This is a genomic window from Planosporangium mesophilum (assembly GCF_016863255.1).
GTDB classification, from domain to species: Bacteria; Actinomycetota; Actinomycetes; order Mycobacteriales; family Micromonosporaceae; genus Planosporangium; species Planosporangium mesophilum.
In genome coordinates this window covers 1-17,427 of sequence record NZ_BOON01000054.1, presented here as the reverse complement: position 1 = coordinate 17,427, position 17,427 = coordinate 1, and the positions used below count along the sequence as shown (strand labels likewise).

The following is a 17,427-nucleotide window of genomic DNA, read 5'->3' as shown; positions in this document are numbered from 1 at the left end:
CAGGTCAGCACGCAGACCGCAGTGGCGGCGCCGCACCGGGCGCCGCCACTGCGCCGAATCACGGAAGGGAACGCCGTGACCGCCACCCCCCTGCTGGAAGTGCGCGGGATCAACAAGAGTTTCGGTCCCGTACAGGTCCTGCGCGACGTCGACTTCGCCATCTACCCCGGCGAGGTAACCGCGCTCGTCGGCGACAACGGCGCCGGTAAGTCCACATTGGTCAAGTGCATCGGCGGGATCCACCCGATCGACTCGGGCGAGTACCACTTCGAGGGCACGCCGGTCTCGGTGCACAGCCCGCGGGATGCCTCGGGCCTCGGCGTCGAGATCGTGTACCAGGACCTCGCCCTGTGCGACAACCTCGACATCGTCCAGAACATGTTCCTCGGCCGGGAGCGCCGCAACGGTCTCGTCCTCGACGAGGTCACCATGGAGCAACTGGCGACCGAGACCCTCGCCGGCCTGTCCGTGCGCACCGTCAAGTCGGTACGCCAACTGGTGGCCAGCCTCTCCGGTGGGCAGCGCCAGACTGTGGCGATCGCCAAGGCCGTGCTCTGGAACAGCAAGGTCGTCATCCTCGACGAGCCCACCGCCGCGCTCGGCGTCGCGCAGACGGCCCAGGTACTCGAACTGGTCCGCCGCCTGGCCGATACCGGTCACGCGGTCGTCCTGATCTCGCACAACATGAACGACGTCTTCGCGGTCTCCGACCGCATCGCCGCGCTCTACCTCGGCCGGATGGCCGCCCAGGTGAAGGCGAGCGACGTCACCTACGCCCAGATCGTGGAGCTGATCACCGCGGGCCGCAGCGGAGATCTGGGGCTGACGCCGGCCGTCGCCGACATCACGAACGGAGCGCAGTCATGACCGTCGTCACGTCCGCCGCCCAGCCACCGGTGGAAGCCGGCGAGGAGCGGGCGAGCCTCCCGGCGTACGCGCGCAACTACGTCGCTCGGGTACGCGGGGGCGACATCGGCGCGCTGCCGGCCGTGCTCGGGCTGATCGTGCTCTGCGTCGGGTTCGGCATCGCGAAGCCGGTCTTCTTCAGCGCGATCAACTTCGCCAACCTGTTCACCCAGGGCGCGCAGGTCACCGCGATCGCGATGGGCCTGATCTTCGTCCTGCTGCTGGGCGAGATCGACCTGTCCGCCGGGTTCGCCAGCGGCGTGTGCGCCGCGGTCCTCGCGGTGCTGGTCACCAATCAGCACCAGCCGTGGTACGTCGCGGTCCTGGCCGCCCTGGTCACCGGCGCGGTGATCGGTACCCTCATCGGGCTCCTGGTCGCCAAGGTCGGCATCCCGTCGTTCGTCGTCACCCTCGCCGGGTTCCTCGCCTTCCAGGGTCTCCTCCTGGTACTCGTCAAGAACGGCACCAACATCGCGGTCACCGACCCGGTCATCAAGGCCATCGACTTCGACGGTTTGGTCCCGCCGGTCGTCGGCTGGGTGCTCCTGGTCGTCGCGGTCGTCGGCTTCGCCGGGGTACAGCTGATGCGCCGGCGGAAACGGGCCGCGCGAGGGCTCGCCGCCGAGCCGCTGTCGGTGATCGCACTGCGGGTCGGCGCGCTCGCGGTCATCGCCGGTGCCGCCGTCTACGTGCTCAACCTCGAGCGCAGCCGTAACGCCATCGTGAACTCGGTCCGGGGGGTACCGCTCGTCGTGCTCATCCTCGGCGTCATCGCGGTGGCGCTGACGTTCGTGCTGAGCCGCACCGCGTACGGGCGGCACATCTACGCCGTCGGTGGAAACCGGGAAGCGGCCCGCCGCGCGGGCATCAACGTCGACCGGATCCGCATCTCGGTGTTCGTGATCGGCTCCACGATGGCGGCGATCGGCGGCGTCATCGCCGCGTCACGGGCCAACTCGGTCGACCCGAACACGGGCGGCAGCACGGTCCTGCTGTACGCGGTGGGCGCGGCGGTCATCGGCGGTACCAGCCTCTTCGGCGGCAAGGGCCGGGTCCTCGACGCCGTTCTCGGCGGTGCGCTGATGGCCGTCATCGAGAACGGCATGGGCTTGATGGGGGTCAGCTCCGGCATCAAGTACCTCTTCACGGGCGGGGTGCTCCTGATCGCCGCCGGTGTCGACGCCCTCTCACGCCGACGGGCCGCCGCCACCGGACTACGGTGAGCCGTCGTCAGACTACTGTGGACACTGAGAGCTGAGGATGCGCGCCGGACCGAGCCAGGACGAGATCCGCCGGCTCAACCTCGGCGCGCTCCTGCGCTACGTCCACCTGCGGGGGCCGACCTCGCGGGCCGAGCTCACCGCTAACCTCGGCCTCAACCGCAGCACCATCGGCGCGCTCACCGCGGACCTGGTGGCCACCGGCCTGGTGCGCGAGGACCTGCCCCGCGGCCACGGGCGGGCCGGACGACCGTCGCTGGTCGTCCGGCCCGAGCCGCACGCGTACGTGTTCGCGTTCTCGATCGAGGCCGACCGGGTCACCGCGGCCCGGGTCGGGCTGGGCGGGGTCGTGCTCGACCGCCGCGAGGCACTCCGCCCGCGTGGCGAAGTTCCCCCGGCCGAGGTCGTGGCGCCGCTGGCGGACGCCGTCCGCACCATGCAGACGTCGGTCCCGCCCGGCGCCCGTTACGTAGGCAGCGGCGCGGCCGTCTCGGCGATGGTGCGCCGCGAGGACGGGCTGGTGCGCCTCGCCCCGCACGTCGGATGGGTGGACGAGCCGCTGGGCGAGGCCCTGGCCAAGGTACTGGGGCCGGAGCGCCCGGTGACCATCCGCAACGGGGCCGACCTGCGGGCCCTCGCAGAGCACAGCAGGGGCGCCGCGGTGGGCTGCGACAACGTGGTGTACCTGCACGGCGACGCCGGTATCGGCGGCGGCATCATCGCCGGGGGCCGGCCGGTGACCGGGCACGGCGGGTACGGCGGCGAGGTCGGCCACATGGTCGTCAACCCGGGCGGCAAGCTGTGCGGCTGCGGTGCGCGCGGCTGCTGGGAGACCGAGGTGGGCGAGGTCGCCCTGCTGCGGGCGGCCGGGCGCGACGGGTACGGCCGCGACGTGGTGAGCGCCGTCGTCGACGCGGCCGCCCGGGGGGACGCCGTGGCGCAGAACGCGATCCGCGAGGTCGGCGACTGGCTCGGGTTCGGCGTCGCCAACCTGGTCAACATCTTCAACCCGGAGATGGTCATTTTCGGCGGCGGGCTGCGCGAGGTGTACCTGGCCGCCGCGGCCCAGGTGCGTAGCCGGCTCAACCGCAACGGGCTGCACGCGTGCCGGGAGCACGTGCGGCTGCGTACCCCCGTCCTGGGTGACGACGCCGCGCTGCTCGGCGCCGCCGAGGTCGCGTTCGAGCCGCTGCTGGACGACCCGCTGGACGCCGCGCCCCACTTTTCATGATCATGAGAAGGGGCTGACGACCCAGTCGCGGTGGGCCGCGACGAACTCGTCGAGCGCGTCCCGGCGCAACTGCTGGAACAGGGTCAGGCTCAGGTCGGTCAGGAGCTCCACCTGCTGCCCGTCGAGCTCGGCGGTGTTGAACGCGCCGCCATTGGTCTTGAGTAGGACGCTCCGGTCCGCCCGGATGTTGCGGAACGTGAACAGCCAGCTGCCGATCGGAGCCCCGCCGCCGTCGAAGGTCAGCGCCGGACCCGCCGCTCGCAGCACCGCGTCGAGCCTGACCGGATCGGACAGTACCCGCGACCGGCTGGCCTGCGTCAACACCGCCCGCAGGAACTGGAGCTGGTGGCGCTGCCGGCCGTAGTCGCCGTCCGGGAGCAGTTCGCGCTGGCGGACGTAGTCCAGCGCCTGCCACGCCCTCATGTGCTGACAGCCCGGCCGGTAGACCTGAGGTGTCGTACCGGGGATCGGCACCGGCCCGTCGTCGGTCATCTGGTACGGCGGATGGAACCGCCCGCTCGCGTCGGTACCGACGTGGATCGAGACGACCGTCTCGTCGACACACAGGTCCACCCCGCCCAGCGCGGTGACGAGCGACTGGAACCCGCCGAAGTTGACGATCGCTGCACCGTTGAAGGAGACCCCGGTCAGCTGCCGGACCGTCATCGCCAGTAGCGCGAAGCCGCCGGCGCGTCCACCCCCGCCCTGGGAGCCGTACTCGAAGGCGGCGTTCACCTTGTCGCGGCCACCCGGGTAGCCGCTCTTCGGGAACGCCGGGATGGTCGCCAGCGTGTCGCGCGGCACCGGCACGAGGTAGGCCTGCTGGTGGCCGGCGGGCAGGTGCACGATGACGACCGAGTCCGCGCGGACCCCGTCGGCGTTCTCGCCGGGCCGTTCGTCCAGGCCCACCAGCAGCACGTTGACCGGTCCGTCGATGGACGACCCGCGGGCGCGGGCGTCACCCAGCAGGTTCTCCAGGTGCAGGCTCTTCGCGTACCGGATCAGCAGGTACCGGCCGCTCAGGAGGGTCGCCGCGCTGAACGCCATGAGTACCACGCCGAGGATCACCATCAGTCGCGCCCACAGTGGAGCCCGGGTCCGGTGCCGCGCGACGGACCGAACCGTGGGCATACGCGCTCCAGTGGTGGGATCGTGACACTGGGTCCGTGACGTGAGGCGCGTCCGGCTGGAGGACACCGCACCGGCCGGTCTCAGGACTAACCTCAGGGCGTCCGACCAAACCCGTTCACCGCCGAGGAGACCCGCGATGACTGCCGGCCTGCTGCTCGCGGCGGGTGGTGGGCGGCGGTACGGCATGCCCAAGGCGCTCGTCGAGCGGGACGGTCGGCTGCTGGTCGAGCACGGTCTGGCGACCCTGCGGGCGGCCGGGTGCGGGCCGATCACGGTGGTGCTCGGCGCCGCCGCCGAGACGGTACGGGAACGGGCCGACCTGGCCGGCGCGCTCGTGGTGACCAACCCCGACTGGGCCGACGGCATGGGTACCTCGCTGCGGGCCGGGCTCGACGCCCTCTCCGGTACCGGCGCGACGGCCGCGATCGTGCTGCTGGTCGACACGCCGGGAGTCACGGCGGAGGCGGTACGGCGGGTGTCGAACCACGCCTCGGCGGGCGCACTGGTGGTCGCCACCTACCACGGCGAACGCGGCCACCCCGTACTGCTGGGCCGTGACCACTGGGCCGGCGTGACGGAGCTCGCCGTGGGTGACGTCGGGGCCCGGCCGTACCTGCGGGCTCACCGTCACCGGGTGGTGACCGTGGCGTGCGAGGACGTCGCCGACGGTACCGACCTCGACCGCCCCGCCAGCTGACTCGGCCACAGTCCGGCGACCGGTGGAGGACCTAGCCATGCGCATGCAAAGAAGCGCATAGTTGCGAGGTGACCACGATCACCGGACGACAGCCCGCCTCCCCGGTGGAGCTGGCCCGCGATCTCGCCGCCACCGGTTACCTGGCCGACGAGGGGCTCGCCACCGCCGGATACCTTGCGATGCGGCTGGGCCGGCCGCTGTTCCTGGAGGGCGAGGCCGGCGTCGGCAAGACCGCGTTCGCGCAGGCGCTCGCCGAGGTGACTGGCGCCCACTTCGTCCGGTTACAGTGCTACGAGGGTCTGGACGTGGCCCAGGCCCTGTACGACTGGGACTTCCCCCGCCAGATCCTGCACCTTCGGGCGGCCGAAGCCGCCGGGCAGGCGACCGGCAAACGCCTCGACCAGGAAACCCTCGAAGCCAGCCTGTACGACCGGCGTTTCCTCATCGCCCGGCCCCTGCTGCAGGCCCTCGAACACACCCCGTGCGTCCTGCTCGTCGACGAGGTCGACCGGGCCGACGACGAGTTCGAGGCGTTCCTGCTGGAAGTGCTGGCCGACGCCGCCATCACCATCCCCGAACTCGGGCGCATCGCCGCGCCGACGCCGCCACTCGCGGTACTCACCAGCAACCGCACCCGCGAGGTGCACGACGCGCTGAAGCGGCGCTGCCTGTACCACTGGGTCGAGCACCCCGACTTCGAGCGGGAGGTGACGATCCTGCGTGCCCGGCTGCCCGACGTCACCGACCGGCTCGCCACGCAGGTCGCCACCGCCACCGGAAGGATGCGCGGCCTGGACCTCATCAAGCCGCCGGGGGTCGCGGAGTCGATCGACTGGGCCGCGGCGCTGTCGGCGCTGGGCGCCCGCTCGCTCGACCCGGAGGCCGCGGCCGCGACGCTCGGGGCGGTGTTGAAGTACCGCGAGGACGTCGACCGGGTACGCGCGACCGGGCTCGCCGCCCTGCTGGACGCGCCGCTTCTGGACCCTCGGCCATGAACAGCGGAGCCGTGAGCACCGAGGTGACCGGAGCGCTGGTCGGTTTTGCCCGCACGCTGCGGCACGCCGGGGTGGCCGCCACCCCGGACCGGGTACAGGCGATGGTCACCGCCGTCGAGGCGCTCGGACCCGAGGCCGTGTACTGGGCCGGCCGCCTCACCCTCTGCGGCCAGCCCGACGACCTGCCGATCTACGACGCGGCCTTCGCGGCCTACTTCGGGGGTGGGAAGCCGGCCCGGGACGCGTGGTTGCCGGCGCGGCCGCGGCTCCCCCGGGTCTTCGCGCCGTTCACGTCCGGTCCCCCCGCCGACGCCGTGGAGCAGGAGGAGCCCGAGCAGGTGGTGGCGCTGTCGGCCAGTACCACCGAGGTACTGCGGCACCGCGACGTGGCGGCGCTGTCGAGCGGGGAGCGGGACGAGGTACGACGGCTGATCGGCCTGCTCGCACCGGCCACCGCGCCCCGGCGCAGCCGGCGGCACCGGCCGGCGCGGCGCGGCGAGGTGGATCCGCGCCGGACCGTACGCCACACCCTGACCCAGGCCGGCGAGCCGGCCCGGCTGCGGCGACGCCGGCGCCGTACCAAGCCCCGCAGGCTGGTCATCCTGCTCGACGTGTCCGGCTCGATGACTCCGTACGCCGACGCCCTGCTGCGGTTCGGGCACGCCGCGGTACGCCGGCGGCCGGCGGTCTGCGAGGTGTTCACCATCGGTACCCGGCTGACCCGGGTGACCCGGGCACTGCGCCACCGCGATCCGGACGCCGCGCTGCGCGCCGCCGGTTCCGCCATCCCTGACTGGCACGGGGGTACCCGTCTCGCGGACTCGCTGGCCGCCTTCCTCACCCGGTGGGGGCAGCGCGGTACCGCGCGCGGTGCGGTCGTGGTGGTGTGCAGCGACGGGTGGGAACGCGGTGACCCGGCGGCGCTCGCCGCCCAACTGCAACGGCTGTCGCGCCTGGCGTACCGGCTGGTCTGGGTCAACCCGCACCGCGGCAAGCCCGGCTACGCGCCACTCGCCGGCGGCATGGCGGCCGCGCTGCCGTACCTTGACGATTTCGTGGCCGGGCACAGTATCGGCGCCCTTGAGGAGTTGGTTGTGGTGATCTCACGTGCGTGACGTATTGGACGACCTGGCGCGCTGGTGGGACGCCGGCGAACCGGTGGGAATGGGTACCGTCGTCGCCACCTGGCGCTCGTCTCCCCGGCCCGCCGGCGCGGTGATGCTGGTCGGCCCGGACGGTTCCGCGGTGGGCAGCGTCTCCGGCGGCTGCGTCGAGGGCGCCGTGTACGACCTGGCCAGCGACGTGACCGCGACCGGCGCCCCGGTGCTGCAGCGCTACGGGGTGTCCGACGACGACGCGTTCGCGGTCGGGTTGACCTGCGGCGGCATCATCGACATCTTCGTCGAGCGCGTCGACCGGGAGAGCTTCCCGCAACTGGGCGCGGTGGCCGAGGCGATCCGCGCCGGCGTCCCGGTCGCGGTGGTGACGTGTGTGGCCGCCGGCTCGGCCGACTCGGCCGGCGCGGATCCGGAGAAGCGGCTGGGCGGGCGGCTGGTGGTCTGGACCGACCGGACCGAGGGCACGCTCGGCACGGCGCGACTCGACGACGCCGCGACCGACGACGCGCGGGGCATGCTCGCCGCCGGGCGCAGCGGGACGCTGCACTACGGGTACGACGGGCAGCGCCGCGGCGACGAGCTGACCGTCTTCGTCGCGAGCTACGCCCCGAAGCCACGCATGATCGTCTTCGGAGCCATCGACTTCGCCGCCGCGGTGGCCCGGATCGGCGGGTTCCTCGGCTACCACGTCACCGTCTGCGACGCCCGGCCGGTCTTCGCCACCAGCCGCCGCTTCCCCGAAGCCGACGAGGTGGTGGTCGACTGGCCGCACCGGTACCTGCGGGCGGAGGTCGACGGGGGTCGCATCGACGAGCGTACGGTCGTCTGCGTCCTCACCCACGACCCGAAGTTCGACGGGCCGGTGCTGGAGGTGGCGCTGCGGCTGCCCCTGGCCTACGTCGGCGCGATGGGCTCGCGGCGTACCCACGACGACCGGATGGCCCGGTTGCGCGAGGCCGGGCTCACCGAGGCCGAACTGGCGAAGCTGTCCTCGCCGGTCGGCCTGGACCTGGGCGCGCGTACCCCCGAGGAGACCGCGGTGAGCGTCGCCGCGGAGATCATCGCGGCCCGCTGGGGCGGCAGCGGCGAGCGGCTGACCGAACTGGACGGCCGCATCCACCACGGCTGAGCCGCCCCTGCCCTGCCCGCACCGCACCGTCCCGCTCCCGCGATCTCGGGCACGTGGCGGTGCCACAACCCCCGCCACGTGTCCACGATCGCGTCAGTCAGGGTCGGCTGACGCCGAGCGCCGCGTCGGCGGGCAGCGGGGGCAGCTTGAGCTTGCCCGACTCCTCCAGCCCCCGGTAGATCTGCTCCTGGTACTTGACGCAGCCCGCCGGTGAGGGGTGGAAGCCGCTCGGGTCGAGGTAGCGCTGCGGGATCTGGTCGAACCTCGCGAACCCCACGACCCCCGGCCGGAACGCGCCGTCGGGGAACGTCTGGCGGTAGATGGCGTCGTTCTTCTCCCGTACGGACAGCCACGGCGGGGCCGGCGGGCTCACCGCGTACTGCAGGAACGCGGGAACGACCACGACGTCCGGCTTCCACTTGAAGATGGTGTCGAGGCACCGGCGGTAGCGCTCCTCGAACCCGTTGATCTCGTCGTTGGTCCCGATCGCGTGCACGATGAGGTCCGGCAGGAAGGCGTTCACGAGCTGCGGCACCGCCGCAATGACGTCGCCGGTACCGATGCCGCCGGTACCGGCGTTGCGCAGTTCGTAGCCCACGCCGGCCGCGTCGAGCAGTTCGCGCAGCCTCGGCATCCGGCCCTGGAGTGCCATGATGCTGTCGCCGATCACGAGGATCCGGCTGGCCGGCTCCGCCCTGTGATCCGGCGCCGCCCGGTGGTCCGGGGCCGCGAGGTCGGTCGGGTGGCCCGGGTCGAACCGGGGGGCCGGATCGGGCTGGTCGGGCGCGCCGCCGGTCGACGCGATCGCCGCGCCGGTCGCGATCATCGCCGTCAACACCGCACTGGCCAGGAGTGCGCGCCGCGGCACGGGGTTTCGCATCGACACCGGGGAACTTCTCCTCGCTGGGGTGACGGGCAGGCTGCGCGTGCGTACCCGGCGAGGAGCAACTCATGCCACGGTGGACGGCCCGAGTCGCCGACTCGCTGCGCACCCGCTACGGGTTGATTTCCACGAGGTTTCGTCCAAGGTCTTGCGGCGAGCCGCGCGACGAGATTGTCTATTGGGCAGCGCGCAAAGATGACCTTCGACGTCTGAGCCGGCAGCGAGAGGAGGGGCGCGCACGTGGCGATGGCGCCGGGGGTGGACGCGCCCCTTCCGCCCGTACGGCCTACGCCTTGATCACGGAGTTCGGAACGCCGCAATCAGCGATATCGAACTCGGCCGATCCCGGCTCGGTCCGGCGGGCACCGAACCCCGAAAGTGGGGAGGCCTGATGACCCGGATCAGCGTCACGGTCGATGGCGTTCGTTACGACGACGACGTCGAACCACGTACCCTTCTCGTCCATCACCTGCGTGAACAGCTCGGCAAGGTCGGCACGGTGGTCGGTTGCGACACCAGCAACTGCGGCGCCTGCACCGTCCTCATGTCAGACCCGGACGGCCGCCTCGTCGGTGTGAAGAGCTGTTCGGTCCTGGCCGTCCAGGCCGACGGCCGCGAGATCACCACCATCGAGGGGCTGGCCGGCCCCGGCAACACGCTGCACCCGGTGCAGCGGGCCTTCCACGAACGCCACGCCCTGCAGTGCGGGTTCTGCACGCCCGGCATGATCATGGCCGCCGTCGACCTGCTCAGCGAGAACCCCGACCCCACCGACGACGAGATCCGTGAGGGGCTCGAGGGCAACCTGTGCCGCTGCACGGGATACCAGAACATCGTGCGCGCGGTACGCGACGCGGCCGCCGCCGCCCGGGAGGCGGGTACGTCCGCCGAGCCCGAGCCCCCCACTGTCGAAGCCGTCGACGCGGCCACTCCGGACGGCGGCCTGCCGTCCGAGGGTACGCCCGACGAGGCCGTCCCCCAGCCGGTGCCGTGAGGTGGTGAAACGATGACCGTTACCGAAGAGCGTGAGGTCGGCTCGCCCCGGCGCCGCAAGGAGGACGCCCGGCTGATCACCGGTCGTACCATGTGGACCGAGAACGTGGTGCTGCCGGGCATGCTGCACCTGGCGATCCTGCGCTCCCCCGTGGCCCACGCCAGGATCACCCACGTGGATACCAGCGCCGCACGCGAACTGTCCGGCGTGGTGGACGCGTTCAGCGGCCGCGACGTGGCCGACATCCAGGGCGGCCTGCCCTGCGCCTGGCCGGTGACCGAGGACATGGTGCATCCGGACCATCCGCCGCTCGCCGTGGACGAGGTACGCCACGTCGGCGAGCCGGTCGCGGTGGTCGTCGCCCGGTCCCGGGCCGCGGCACTGGACGCCCTCGCCGCCGTCGAGGTCGACTACGAGGCGCTGCCGGTCGTGCTGGACCTGGAGGCCGCCCTGGCCGACGGTGCCGACCTGGTCCACGCCGACAAGGGCACGAACCGCTCGTACACCTGGGTCTTCGACTCCGGCGAGGCCGGCACCGGCGAGGCGGTCGACGCCGCCCTCGACGGCGCCGAGGTCGTCATCAAGCGACGGTACCGGCAGCAGCGCCTGATCCCGGCGTTCATGGAGCCGCGCAGCGTGGTCGTCGACCCGACCGGCGACCAGTACACGATCTGGTCGGCCACCCAGATCCCGCACATCCTGCGCTTCCTCGTCTCCGCGATCACCGGGACGCCGGAGCACAAGGTGCGCGTCGTCGCCCCCGATGTGGGCGGCGGGTTCGGCGGGAAGCTGCAGGTCACACCGGAGGAGCTGATCGCCTTCGTGGCGGCGAAGCGGCTGGGCAAGCCGGTGAAGTACACCGAGTCCCGCTCCGACAGCCTGGTCTCGGCCCACCACGGCCGCGACATGATCCAGGACATCGAGCTGGCGGCCCGCCGTGACGGCACGATCACCGGCCTGCGGGTGAAGCTGCTGGCCAACATGGGTGCCTACCTCGGGCTGGTCACACCCGGCGTGCCGATCCTCGGCGCCTTCATGTACAACGCCATCTACAAGATCCCGGCGTACCGCTTCGAGTGCACCGGCGTCTTCACCAACACCACGTTCACCGACGCGTACCGGGGCGCCGGCCGGCCCGAGGCCACGTACGCGATCGAGCGGATCATGGACGAGCTCGCCGTCGAGGTCGGGCTCGACCCGGTCGAGGTACGCCGGCGCAACTGGATCAACGCCGACGAGTTCCCGTACACCACGGTCGCCGGGCTGACCTACGACTCCGGCGACTACGAGGCGGCGACCACCCGGGCGCTGGAGCTCCTCGGGTACGACGAACTCCGGCGCGAACAGGCGCAGCGGCGCGACTCCGGGGACACGGTGCAGTTGGGCATCGGGGTGTCCACCTACACCGAGATGTGCGGCCTGGCCCCGTCGCGGGTGCTGGGCAGCCTGCGCTACGGCGCCGGTGGCTGGGAGACGGCGAGCATCCGGATGCTGCCCACCGGCAAGGTCGAGGTCGTCACCGGTACGTCGCCGCACGGACAGGGCCACGAGACGGCGTGGAGCCAGATCGTGGCCGACCAGCTGGGGGTGGCGTTCGACGACGTCGAGGTGCTGCACGGCGACACGCGTACCTCGTACAAGGGTCTGGACACGTACGGGTCCCGGTCCCTGGCGGTGGGCGGCATCGCGCTGTACAACGCCTGCCAGAAGGTCGTCGACAAGGCCAAGCCGATCGCCGCGCACATGCTCGAGTGCGACCCGGCCGACCTGGAGTTCACCGGCGGCCAGTTCCGGGTACGCGGCAACCCCGACAACGGCAAGAGCCTCGCCGACTGCGCGCTGGCGGTCTTCGCCGCGCACGATCTGCCGGACGGGGTCGAGCCGACGCTGGACGCCGACGCCGTCTACGACCCGGTCAACTTCTCGTTCCCGCACGGCACCCACCTGTGCGCGGCCGAGGTGGACACCCAGACCGGGCGGGTGGCGATCCGCAAGTACGTGGCGGTCGACGACATCGGCCGGGTGATCAACCCGCTGATCGTCGAGGGCCAGGTACACGGCGGTGTGGCGCAGGGCGTCGCCCAGGCGCTGTTCGAGGACGCGGTCTACGACGCCGACGGCAACCTGCTGTCGGGCACGTTCGTCGACTACACCCTGCCCAGCCCGGCCGACCTGGTCGACATCGTCACCGACCGTACCGAGAGCCCGGCGCCCGACCACCCGCTGGGCACCAAGGGCGTCGGCGAGGCGGGCACCATCGCCTCCACGCCGGCCGTGGTCAACGCGATCGTCGACGCGCTGCGCCCGTACGGCGTCAACGACATCCAGATGCCGTGCACGCCGGAGCGGGTATGGCGGGCGGCCCAAGGAGGTGGAGCATGATCCCGGCGCCGTTCGACTATGCTCGTCCATCCACAGTAGAGGAAGCAGTGGCGGCCCTCGCCGACGAGGACGCCAAGGTGCTGGCCGGCGGCCAGAGCCTGATCCCGCTGCTGCGGTTGCGACTGGCCGCGCCCACCGTACTGGTCGACCTCGCCGGCCTCGACGCCCTGCGCGGCGTCCACTCCGACGGCGACGACCTGGTGATCGGTGCGATGACCACGCACGCGTCGGTCCTGGCCGACCCGCTGGTCAACCGGTACGCGCCACTGCTGGCGCAGGCGACCGGCACCGTCGCGGACCGGCAGGTACGCCACCGGGGCACCCTGGGCGGCTCGCTCGCCCACGCCGACCCGGCCGGTGACCTGCCCGCGGTGGCGGTCGCGCTGGACGCGACGCTGGAGATCGCCGGTGCGGGCGGGCGGCGCGGCGTCCCGGCGGCGGACTTCTTCGTCGACTACCTCACCACGGCGCTGGAGCCCGGTGAGGTGCTGACCTCGATCCGGCTACCGAAGCGGGGCGAGGGCTGGTCGACGCGCTACGAGAAGTTCAACCGGACGGCGCAGGGCTGGGCCATCGTCGGCGTCGCCGCCGCGGTACGCCGCGAGAACGGCGGCATCGCCGAGGCCCGGGTGGCGCTGACCAACATGGGTACGAGACCGGTCCGGGCCGCCGCCGTCGAGTCGGCCCTCACCGGCGCTTCGGCCGACGCGGAAACGGTACGGGCGGCAGCCGGGCACGCCGCCGAGGGCGCCGAACCGACCGGTGACCTGTCCGCCTCGGCGGAGTACCGCAGCCACCTGGCCAGGGTGCTCACCGAACGCGCGATCCTGGCGGCGCTGGGGCAGGCCCATGCGGCTTGACCACAGCTTCACGGTTCCGGTGCCGGTCGAGCAGGCCTGGGAGGTCCTGCTCGACCTGCCCCGGATCGCGCCCTGTATGCCGGGGGCGACGCTGACCGGGGTCGACGGTGACGCGTTCACCGGTACGGTCAAGGTCAAGCTGGGGCCGATCTCGCTCACGTACCAGGGCAAGGGCCGCTTCGTCGAGCGCGACGAGGCGGCCCGCCGGGTGGTCATCTCCGCCAGCGGCAAGGACACCCGGTCGGCCGGTACCGCGGCTGCGACGGTGACCGCGACGCTGTCGAGCGAGGGCGACTCCACCCGCGTCGACGTCGGTACCGACCTTTCGGTGACGGGGCGACCGGCGCAGTTCGGCAGGGGGATGATCGCTGATGTCGGGGCGAAGCTGATCGGACAGTTCGCCGACTGCGTCGCCGGCAAGCTGACGGAGTCGGCCCCGGTTGCTGCTGCTCCTGCAGCGTCGTCGGAGTCGCCTGCGGGCGGGGCTGGGCCGTCGCCGCCGGCCCCCACTACCGGACCGGCCTCGTCCCCGGCCTCGTCCCCGACCGCGCCACCGACCGCGCCACCGGCTGCGACACAGGCTGCGACACCGCCACAGGCTGTGGCACCGGCTGCGGCATCGGTACCGGCCTCCGCCGAGGCCGAGCCGATCGATCTGCTCAAGCTCACCGGGAGCACCGCGACGGCTCGCCGGCTGGGACTCTATGCCGTGGGGGTGGTAGCACTGGCGACGCTGGCCTGGCTGGTCGTCCGTTGGCTACGCCACTGACCGTTCATGGTCCAGGAGGGCGCCCCCGGGGGCGCCCTCCTGTGTTCTACGGGGGAAGGAACGTCGCATGGGAAACAGTTCGCCGACCGTACCCGACGGCGTGACGGCCAGCTTCGCCGTCTTCGACCGCACGCTCGGCGCGGAGACGGTTCACCACGATTCGCACCGGCGCTTCCGCGCCGCGTCGCTGGTGAAGATCCTGATCGCCCTGGACCGGCTGGAGGCAGACGGGCAGCACCTGCCGGCGCCGGAACGCGCTCTGCTCGAATCGATGCTGCGGGCGAGCGACGACGACGCGGCCGACTGGTTCTGGGACAGCTACGGCGGGCCGGAGATCGCCAAGCGAATGATCACCAAGCTGCGCCTGACGGAGAGTGCGCCGCCACCCGCCGAGTACCCGGGCTGGTGGGGCTACACCGCGGTCACCGCCGCCGACATGGTCAAGGTCTACCGGTACGTCCTGGACAGCGCCGACCCGTGGATCCGAGACGTCGTCATGAACGACCTGCGCCGGTCGACGCGGTGCGCCGCCGACGGGCACGACCAGTGGTTCGGCATCCCCAGCGCGGTCGACCGGCCGTGGGCCGTCAAGCAGGGTTGGTCCCGCTTCCCGTCCTCGGTATCGACGGCCGGCTCCGCAGGCGGTCCGTCCGCCGACGGCCTCGACCTCACCCGGCCCGCGATGCACACCAGCGGTACGGTCGGCGCCGACGACCGCCGGATCCTCGTGGTACTGACCCTGCACGAGGTCGGTACGCCGTGGCACGAATCGGCGGCCCGGGTCACGGCGCTGACCAGGCAGGTGAACCACACCCGCGACGATCTCAAAGCTGACGATCTCAAAGCTACCGACTGAGCACACTCCAACTCCTCGCCGTGGTCATCCACCGCCACTTCGACGGGACGATCGTGAGGCAGCGGCGGCCGCGATGACCACACGAACTAGCCCCTCTCATGGTCCCGACCCGAGACAGGCGTGTTCGCATTCATTCTCGGTTTCTCAGGCGAAATCAGTTGGCGGGCTTGCCGAACCAGCGGGAGAGGTGGTCGTCCAGGTCCTGCTGGTCGTCGCCGATCCAGGCGACGTGGCCGTCGGGGCGTAGCAGGACGCACGGAGCATCCAGTACCGCAGTGGGATCCCCGAGGTAATCGACCCGGTCCGACCAGCCGCCGACGGTCAGGCGTTCGGTGCGGTCCAGCAGCAGGCCGCGGCCGCGGTGCAGCAGACCGTAGAGGTGGCCCTGTTTCACGTCGATGTCGCGCAGGCGGCGGCCGAGCAGGTCGGGGCCGTCGCCGAAGTCGTAGCGGATGCCGATCGCCGTGATCTTCTCGATCAGATAGCGGTTCACCTCGTCGAAGTCCATCAGTTCGGTGAGCAGCCTGCGCACGGCCCGCGGGCCCGCTTCGGTGGACAGCAGTTCCATCTGGGCGCGGGTGTTGTCCAGCACGTCCTCGGCTACCGGATGACGTTCGGCCTGGTAGGTGTCCAGCAGTGTTTCCGGCGCCCAGCCGCGGATCTGTGCGGCCAGTTTCCAGCCGAGGTTGAATGCGTCCTGAACACCCAGGTTGAGACCCTGTCCGCCGGTGGGTGGATGGATGTGTGCCGCGTCGCCGGCCAGCAGCACCCGCCCGACCCGATAACGTTCGGCCAGCCGTGTGGCATCCCCGAAACGGGACAACCAGCGCGGGGAGTGCACGCCGAAATCGGTTCCGGCGATGGTGCGCAACTGTTGTTTGAAATCCTCGAGGGTGGGCGGTTCCGCGCGGTCGCTGACTCCCGCGGCGGGGACTACGACGCTATAGACCCCAACGCCTGCGGGCCGGAGCCAGAATGGATGACGGGGCTCGCGGATTTCGGCCACCTTGGCGGCGATCTCCTCCTGCGGCACACCCACTTCCATCTCACCCATCAGCGTCTCGATCCGCGAGGGCTCGCCGGGAAAGCCGACACCGAGCAGTTTGCGCACCGTACTACGCCCCCCGTCACAGCCGACGAGATAACGCGAACGCAGCTGTTCCCCGTCGGCCAGCTCGACGGTCACACCCTCGTCGTCCTGTTCGAAATCGGCCACCGCGCAACCCCGCCGGATCTGCGCACCCAGGTCGATCGCATGTTGTTCGAGCAGGTGAACGATGACCGGCTGCGGGATGCCCAGCAGATAGGCGTACGCGGAATCCAGGCCCTCGGGCGCGGGTTTGGGGATGGCGGCGAAGAAACCGCCGGCCGGACGCTGTCTTCCGTGCTGGAGAATGCGCTCCAGCAGCCCGCGCATTGCCATCAGCTCGATACTGCGAATATGCAGACCGACTATGCGGACGAACGACACGGGCTCGGTTTCCTTCTCCAGAACGAGTACCCGCACATCGTGCAGCCGCAGTTCGGCGGCCAGCATCGCACCAGTCGGCCCGCACCCGGCAATGATCACGTCGAACATGAGGGGCGCGCGGTCGGCGCCGGAGGCCGGCGATGGGAGTCCGGGGACGTCGCCCACGGTGGAGTCGCGCTCGACCGTATCGTTCGACGACGGCTCCGCGGTGAACTGCAGAGAGTGCATAGGTGTTGCCTTTCGGGAGTGCCTTGTTGGCGAGGCGCTCCCGGCGACACCTACGTCAATCGCCCGACCGTGACGGGAAGGGGGAGCACCCACATCGATATAGCGTTCATGGGTCTCACCTCCTCGGGCGGTGTCACGGTCAACTGCAAGCTACAAGCCCGGGCATCATCCCGTCCAGTCCATTCCCAGCCACGTGATCACGACCCCCGAACGGGCCCGTGCGGCGGGGACGTCTCCGGCGCGGAGCGCGGCATAGGTGGTCACCACCACAGGCCATCCCCGGCCCCAAGATCCGGCACAGGCTGACAGCCCTCGACAAGCCCGCAGGCCGGGCGGATCAGCACCAGTGAGACGGATCAGGTATGGATCAAGTCTAGTGAGAAGAGATCAGCTCCGCTGGGAGCCAACACACGGGCACCCACATAACCCGCTAATTGGCACATTCGTTCGAGAAAAGTGTCGTACCCGGTCTCTACTTTGGACGGGTGGATGAGCGGTTGGACGGGCTGAGTCGGGTGCTTCGGGAGCACCTGGGGTCGGTGCCGTTCGTCTGTTCA

At 71.3% G+C, this 17,427-nt stretch carries 15 protein-coding genes; 12 read left to right on the top strand and 3 right to left on the bottom strand.

The window, feature by feature from the left end; genetic code table 11:
• The first annotated feature begins 75 nt into the window (after window positions 1-75).
• The 3 genes from Pme01_RS25770 to Pme01_RS25760 are packed head-to-tail and all read left to right on the top strand — an operon-like array spanning window position 76 to window position 3,357.
• Complete coding sequence (locus Pme01_RS25770; protein ID WP_168115768.1) at window positions 76-867, top strand: ATP-binding cassette domain-containing protein; 792 nt, start codon at window positions 76-78, stop codon at window positions 865-867.
• Complete coding sequence (locus Pme01_RS25765; RefSeq protein WP_168115767.1) at window positions 864-2,129, top strand: sugar ABC transporter permease; 1,266 nt, start codon at window positions 864-866, stop codon at window positions 2,127-2,129. Before Pme01_RS25770 ends, Pme01_RS25765 begins: the two co-directional genes overlap by 4 nt.
• Window positions 2,130-2,166: 37 nt before the next feature.
• Window positions 2,167-3,357, top strand: a complete 1,191-nt coding sequence (locus Pme01_RS25760; RefSeq protein ID WP_168115766.1) for an ROK family transcriptional regulator — start codon at window positions 2,167-2,169, stop codon at window positions 3,355-3,357.
• Here Pme01_RS25760 and Pme01_RS25755 read toward each other — a convergent pair whose 3' ends face one another.
• Window positions 3,358-4,488 (bottom strand): LCP family protein, encoded by a 1,131-nt coding sequence (locus tag Pme01_RS25755; protein ID WP_168115765.1) that lies wholly within the window; start codon window positions 4,486-4,488, stop codon window positions 3,358-3,360.
• A gap of 136 nt (window positions 4,489-4,624) precedes the next feature.
• Here Pme01_RS25755 and Pme01_RS25750 point away from each other — a divergent pair, with 136 nt between their 5' ends.
• From Pme01_RS25750 to Pme01_RS25735, 4 genes are all read left to right on the top strand, one after another.
• Window positions 4,625-5,185, top strand: coding sequence for a nucleotidyltransferase family protein (locus Pme01_RS25750; RefSeq protein WP_168115764.1), 561 nt, complete (start codon window positions 4,625-4,627; stop codon window positions 5,183-5,185).
• A 68-nt stretch (window positions 5,186-5,253) separates the two neighbouring features.
• Window positions 5,254-6,180 carry an AAA family ATPase gene (locus tag Pme01_RS25745; protein WP_239088463.1) on the top strand — a complete coding sequence of 309 codons (927 nt, stop codon included), beginning with the start codon at window positions 5,254-5,256 and terminating at the stop codon, window positions 6,178-6,180.
• A complete protein-coding gene (locus Pme01_RS25740; RefSeq protein WP_168115763.1) occupies window positions 6,177-7,295 on the top strand; it encodes a vWA domain-containing protein in 1,119 nt (372 codons plus the stop codon). Before Pme01_RS25745 ends, Pme01_RS25740 begins: the two co-directional genes overlap by 4 nt.
• Window positions 7,288-8,427 (top strand): XdhC family protein, encoded by a 1,140-nt coding sequence (locus Pme01_RS25735; RefSeq protein ID WP_168115762.1) that lies wholly within the window; start codon window positions 7,288-7,290, stop codon window positions 8,425-8,427. The genes Pme01_RS25740 and Pme01_RS25735 overlap by 8 nt, the downstream gene beginning before the upstream one ends.
• Before the next feature lie 97 nt (window positions 8,428-8,524).
• On the opposite strand, the gene Pme01_RS25730 is transcribed toward Pme01_RS25735, so the two are convergent.
• Window positions 8,525-9,307 (bottom strand): SGNH/GDSL hydrolase family protein, encoded by a 783-nt coding sequence (locus tag Pme01_RS25730; RefSeq protein WP_239088468.1) that lies wholly within the window; start codon window positions 9,305-9,307, stop codon window positions 8,525-8,527.
• Window positions 9,308-9,701: 394 nt separating this feature from the next.
• On the opposite strand from Pme01_RS25730, the gene Pme01_RS25725 reads away from it, so the two are divergent.
• From Pme01_RS25725 to Pme01_RS25705, 5 genes are all read left to right on the top strand, one after another.
• Window positions 9,702-10,304, top strand: coding sequence for a (2Fe-2S)-binding protein (locus tag Pme01_RS25725; RefSeq protein ID WP_168115760.1), 603 nt, complete (start codon window positions 9,702-9,704; stop codon window positions 10,302-10,304).
• 12 nt (window positions 10,305-10,316) lie between these two features.
• Window positions 10,317-12,686, top strand: a complete 2,370-nt coding sequence (locus Pme01_RS25720) for a xanthine dehydrogenase family protein molybdopterin-binding subunit (RefSeq protein ID WP_168115759.1) — start codon at window positions 10,317-10,319, stop codon at window positions 12,684-12,686.
• The gene (locus Pme01_RS25715; RefSeq protein WP_168115758.1) at window positions 12,683-13,546 is read left to right on the top strand and encodes an FAD binding domain-containing protein; all 864 of its coding nucleotides are present in this window, start codon (window positions 12,683-12,685) and stop codon (window positions 13,544-13,546) included. The genes Pme01_RS25720 and Pme01_RS25715 overlap by 4 nt, the downstream gene beginning before the upstream one ends.
• Complete coding sequence (locus Pme01_RS25710) at window positions 13,536-14,315, top strand: SRPBCC family protein (RefSeq protein ID WP_168115757.1); 780 nt, start codon at window positions 13,536-13,538, stop codon at window positions 14,313-14,315. Before Pme01_RS25715 ends, Pme01_RS25710 begins: the two co-directional genes overlap by 11 nt.
• A 67-nt stretch (window positions 14,316-14,382) precedes the next feature.
• Window positions 14,383-15,171 (top strand): hypothetical protein, encoded by a 789-nt coding sequence (locus Pme01_RS25705; RefSeq protein ID WP_168115756.1) that lies wholly within the window; start codon window positions 14,383-14,385, stop codon window positions 15,169-15,171.
• 154 nt (window positions 15,172-15,325) lie between these two features.
• Here Pme01_RS25705 and rox read toward each other — a convergent pair whose 3' ends face one another.
• The gene (rox, locus tag Pme01_RS25700; RefSeq protein WP_203935867.1) at window positions 15,326-16,750 is read right to left on the bottom strand and encodes a rifampin monooxygenase; all 1,425 of its coding nucleotides are present in this window, start codon (window positions 16,748-16,750) and stop codon (window positions 15,326-15,328) included.
• Window positions 16,751-17,427: the final 677 nt, after the last annotated feature.

Coding starts and splice junctions, on each gene's coding strand:
- Pme01_RS25755 (WP_168115765.1), bottom strand. CDS start 4,488: ATGCCCACGGTTCGGTCCGTCGCGCGGCACCGGACCCGGGCTCCACTG.
- Pme01_RS25715 (WP_168115758.1), top strand. CDS start 12,683: ATGATCCCGGCGCCGTTCGACTATGCTCGTCCATCCACAGTAGAGGAA.
- Pme01_RS25765 (WP_168115767.1), top strand. CDS start 864: ATGACCGTCGTCACGTCCGCCGCCCAGCCACCGGTGGAAGCCGGCGAG.
- Pme01_RS25720 (WP_168115759.1), top strand. CDS start 10,317: ATGACCGTTACCGAAGAGCGTGAGGTCGGCTCGCCCCGGCGCCGCAAG.
- Pme01_RS25760 (WP_168115766.1), top strand. CDS start 2,167: ATGCGCGCCGGACCGAGCCAGGACGAGATCCGCCGGCTCAACCTCGGC.
- Pme01_RS25710 (WP_168115757.1), top strand. CDS start 13,536: ATGCGGCTTGACCACAGCTTCACGGTTCCGGTGCCGGTCGAGCAGGCC.
- Pme01_RS25705 (WP_168115756.1), top strand. CDS start 14,383: ATGGGAAACAGTTCGCCGACCGTACCCGACGGCGTGACGGCCAGCTTC.
- Pme01_RS25725 (WP_168115760.1), top strand. CDS start 9,702: ATGACCCGGATCAGCGTCACGGTCGATGGCGTTCGTTACGACGACGAC.
- Pme01_RS25750 (WP_168115764.1), top strand. CDS start 4,625: ATGACTGCCGGCCTGCTGCTCGCGGCGGGTGGTGGGCGGCGGTACGGC.
- Pme01_RS25730 (WP_239088468.1), bottom strand. CDS start 9,307: ATGCGAAACCCCGTGCCGCGGCGCGCACTCCTGGCCAGTGCGGTGTTG.
- Pme01_RS25740 (WP_168115763.1), top strand. CDS start 6,177: ATGAACAGCGGAGCCGTGAGCACCGAGGTGACCGGAGCGCTGGTCGGT.
- rox (WP_203935867.1), bottom strand. CDS start 16,750: ATGTTCGACGTGATCATTGCCGGGTGCGGGCCGACTGGTGCGATGCTG.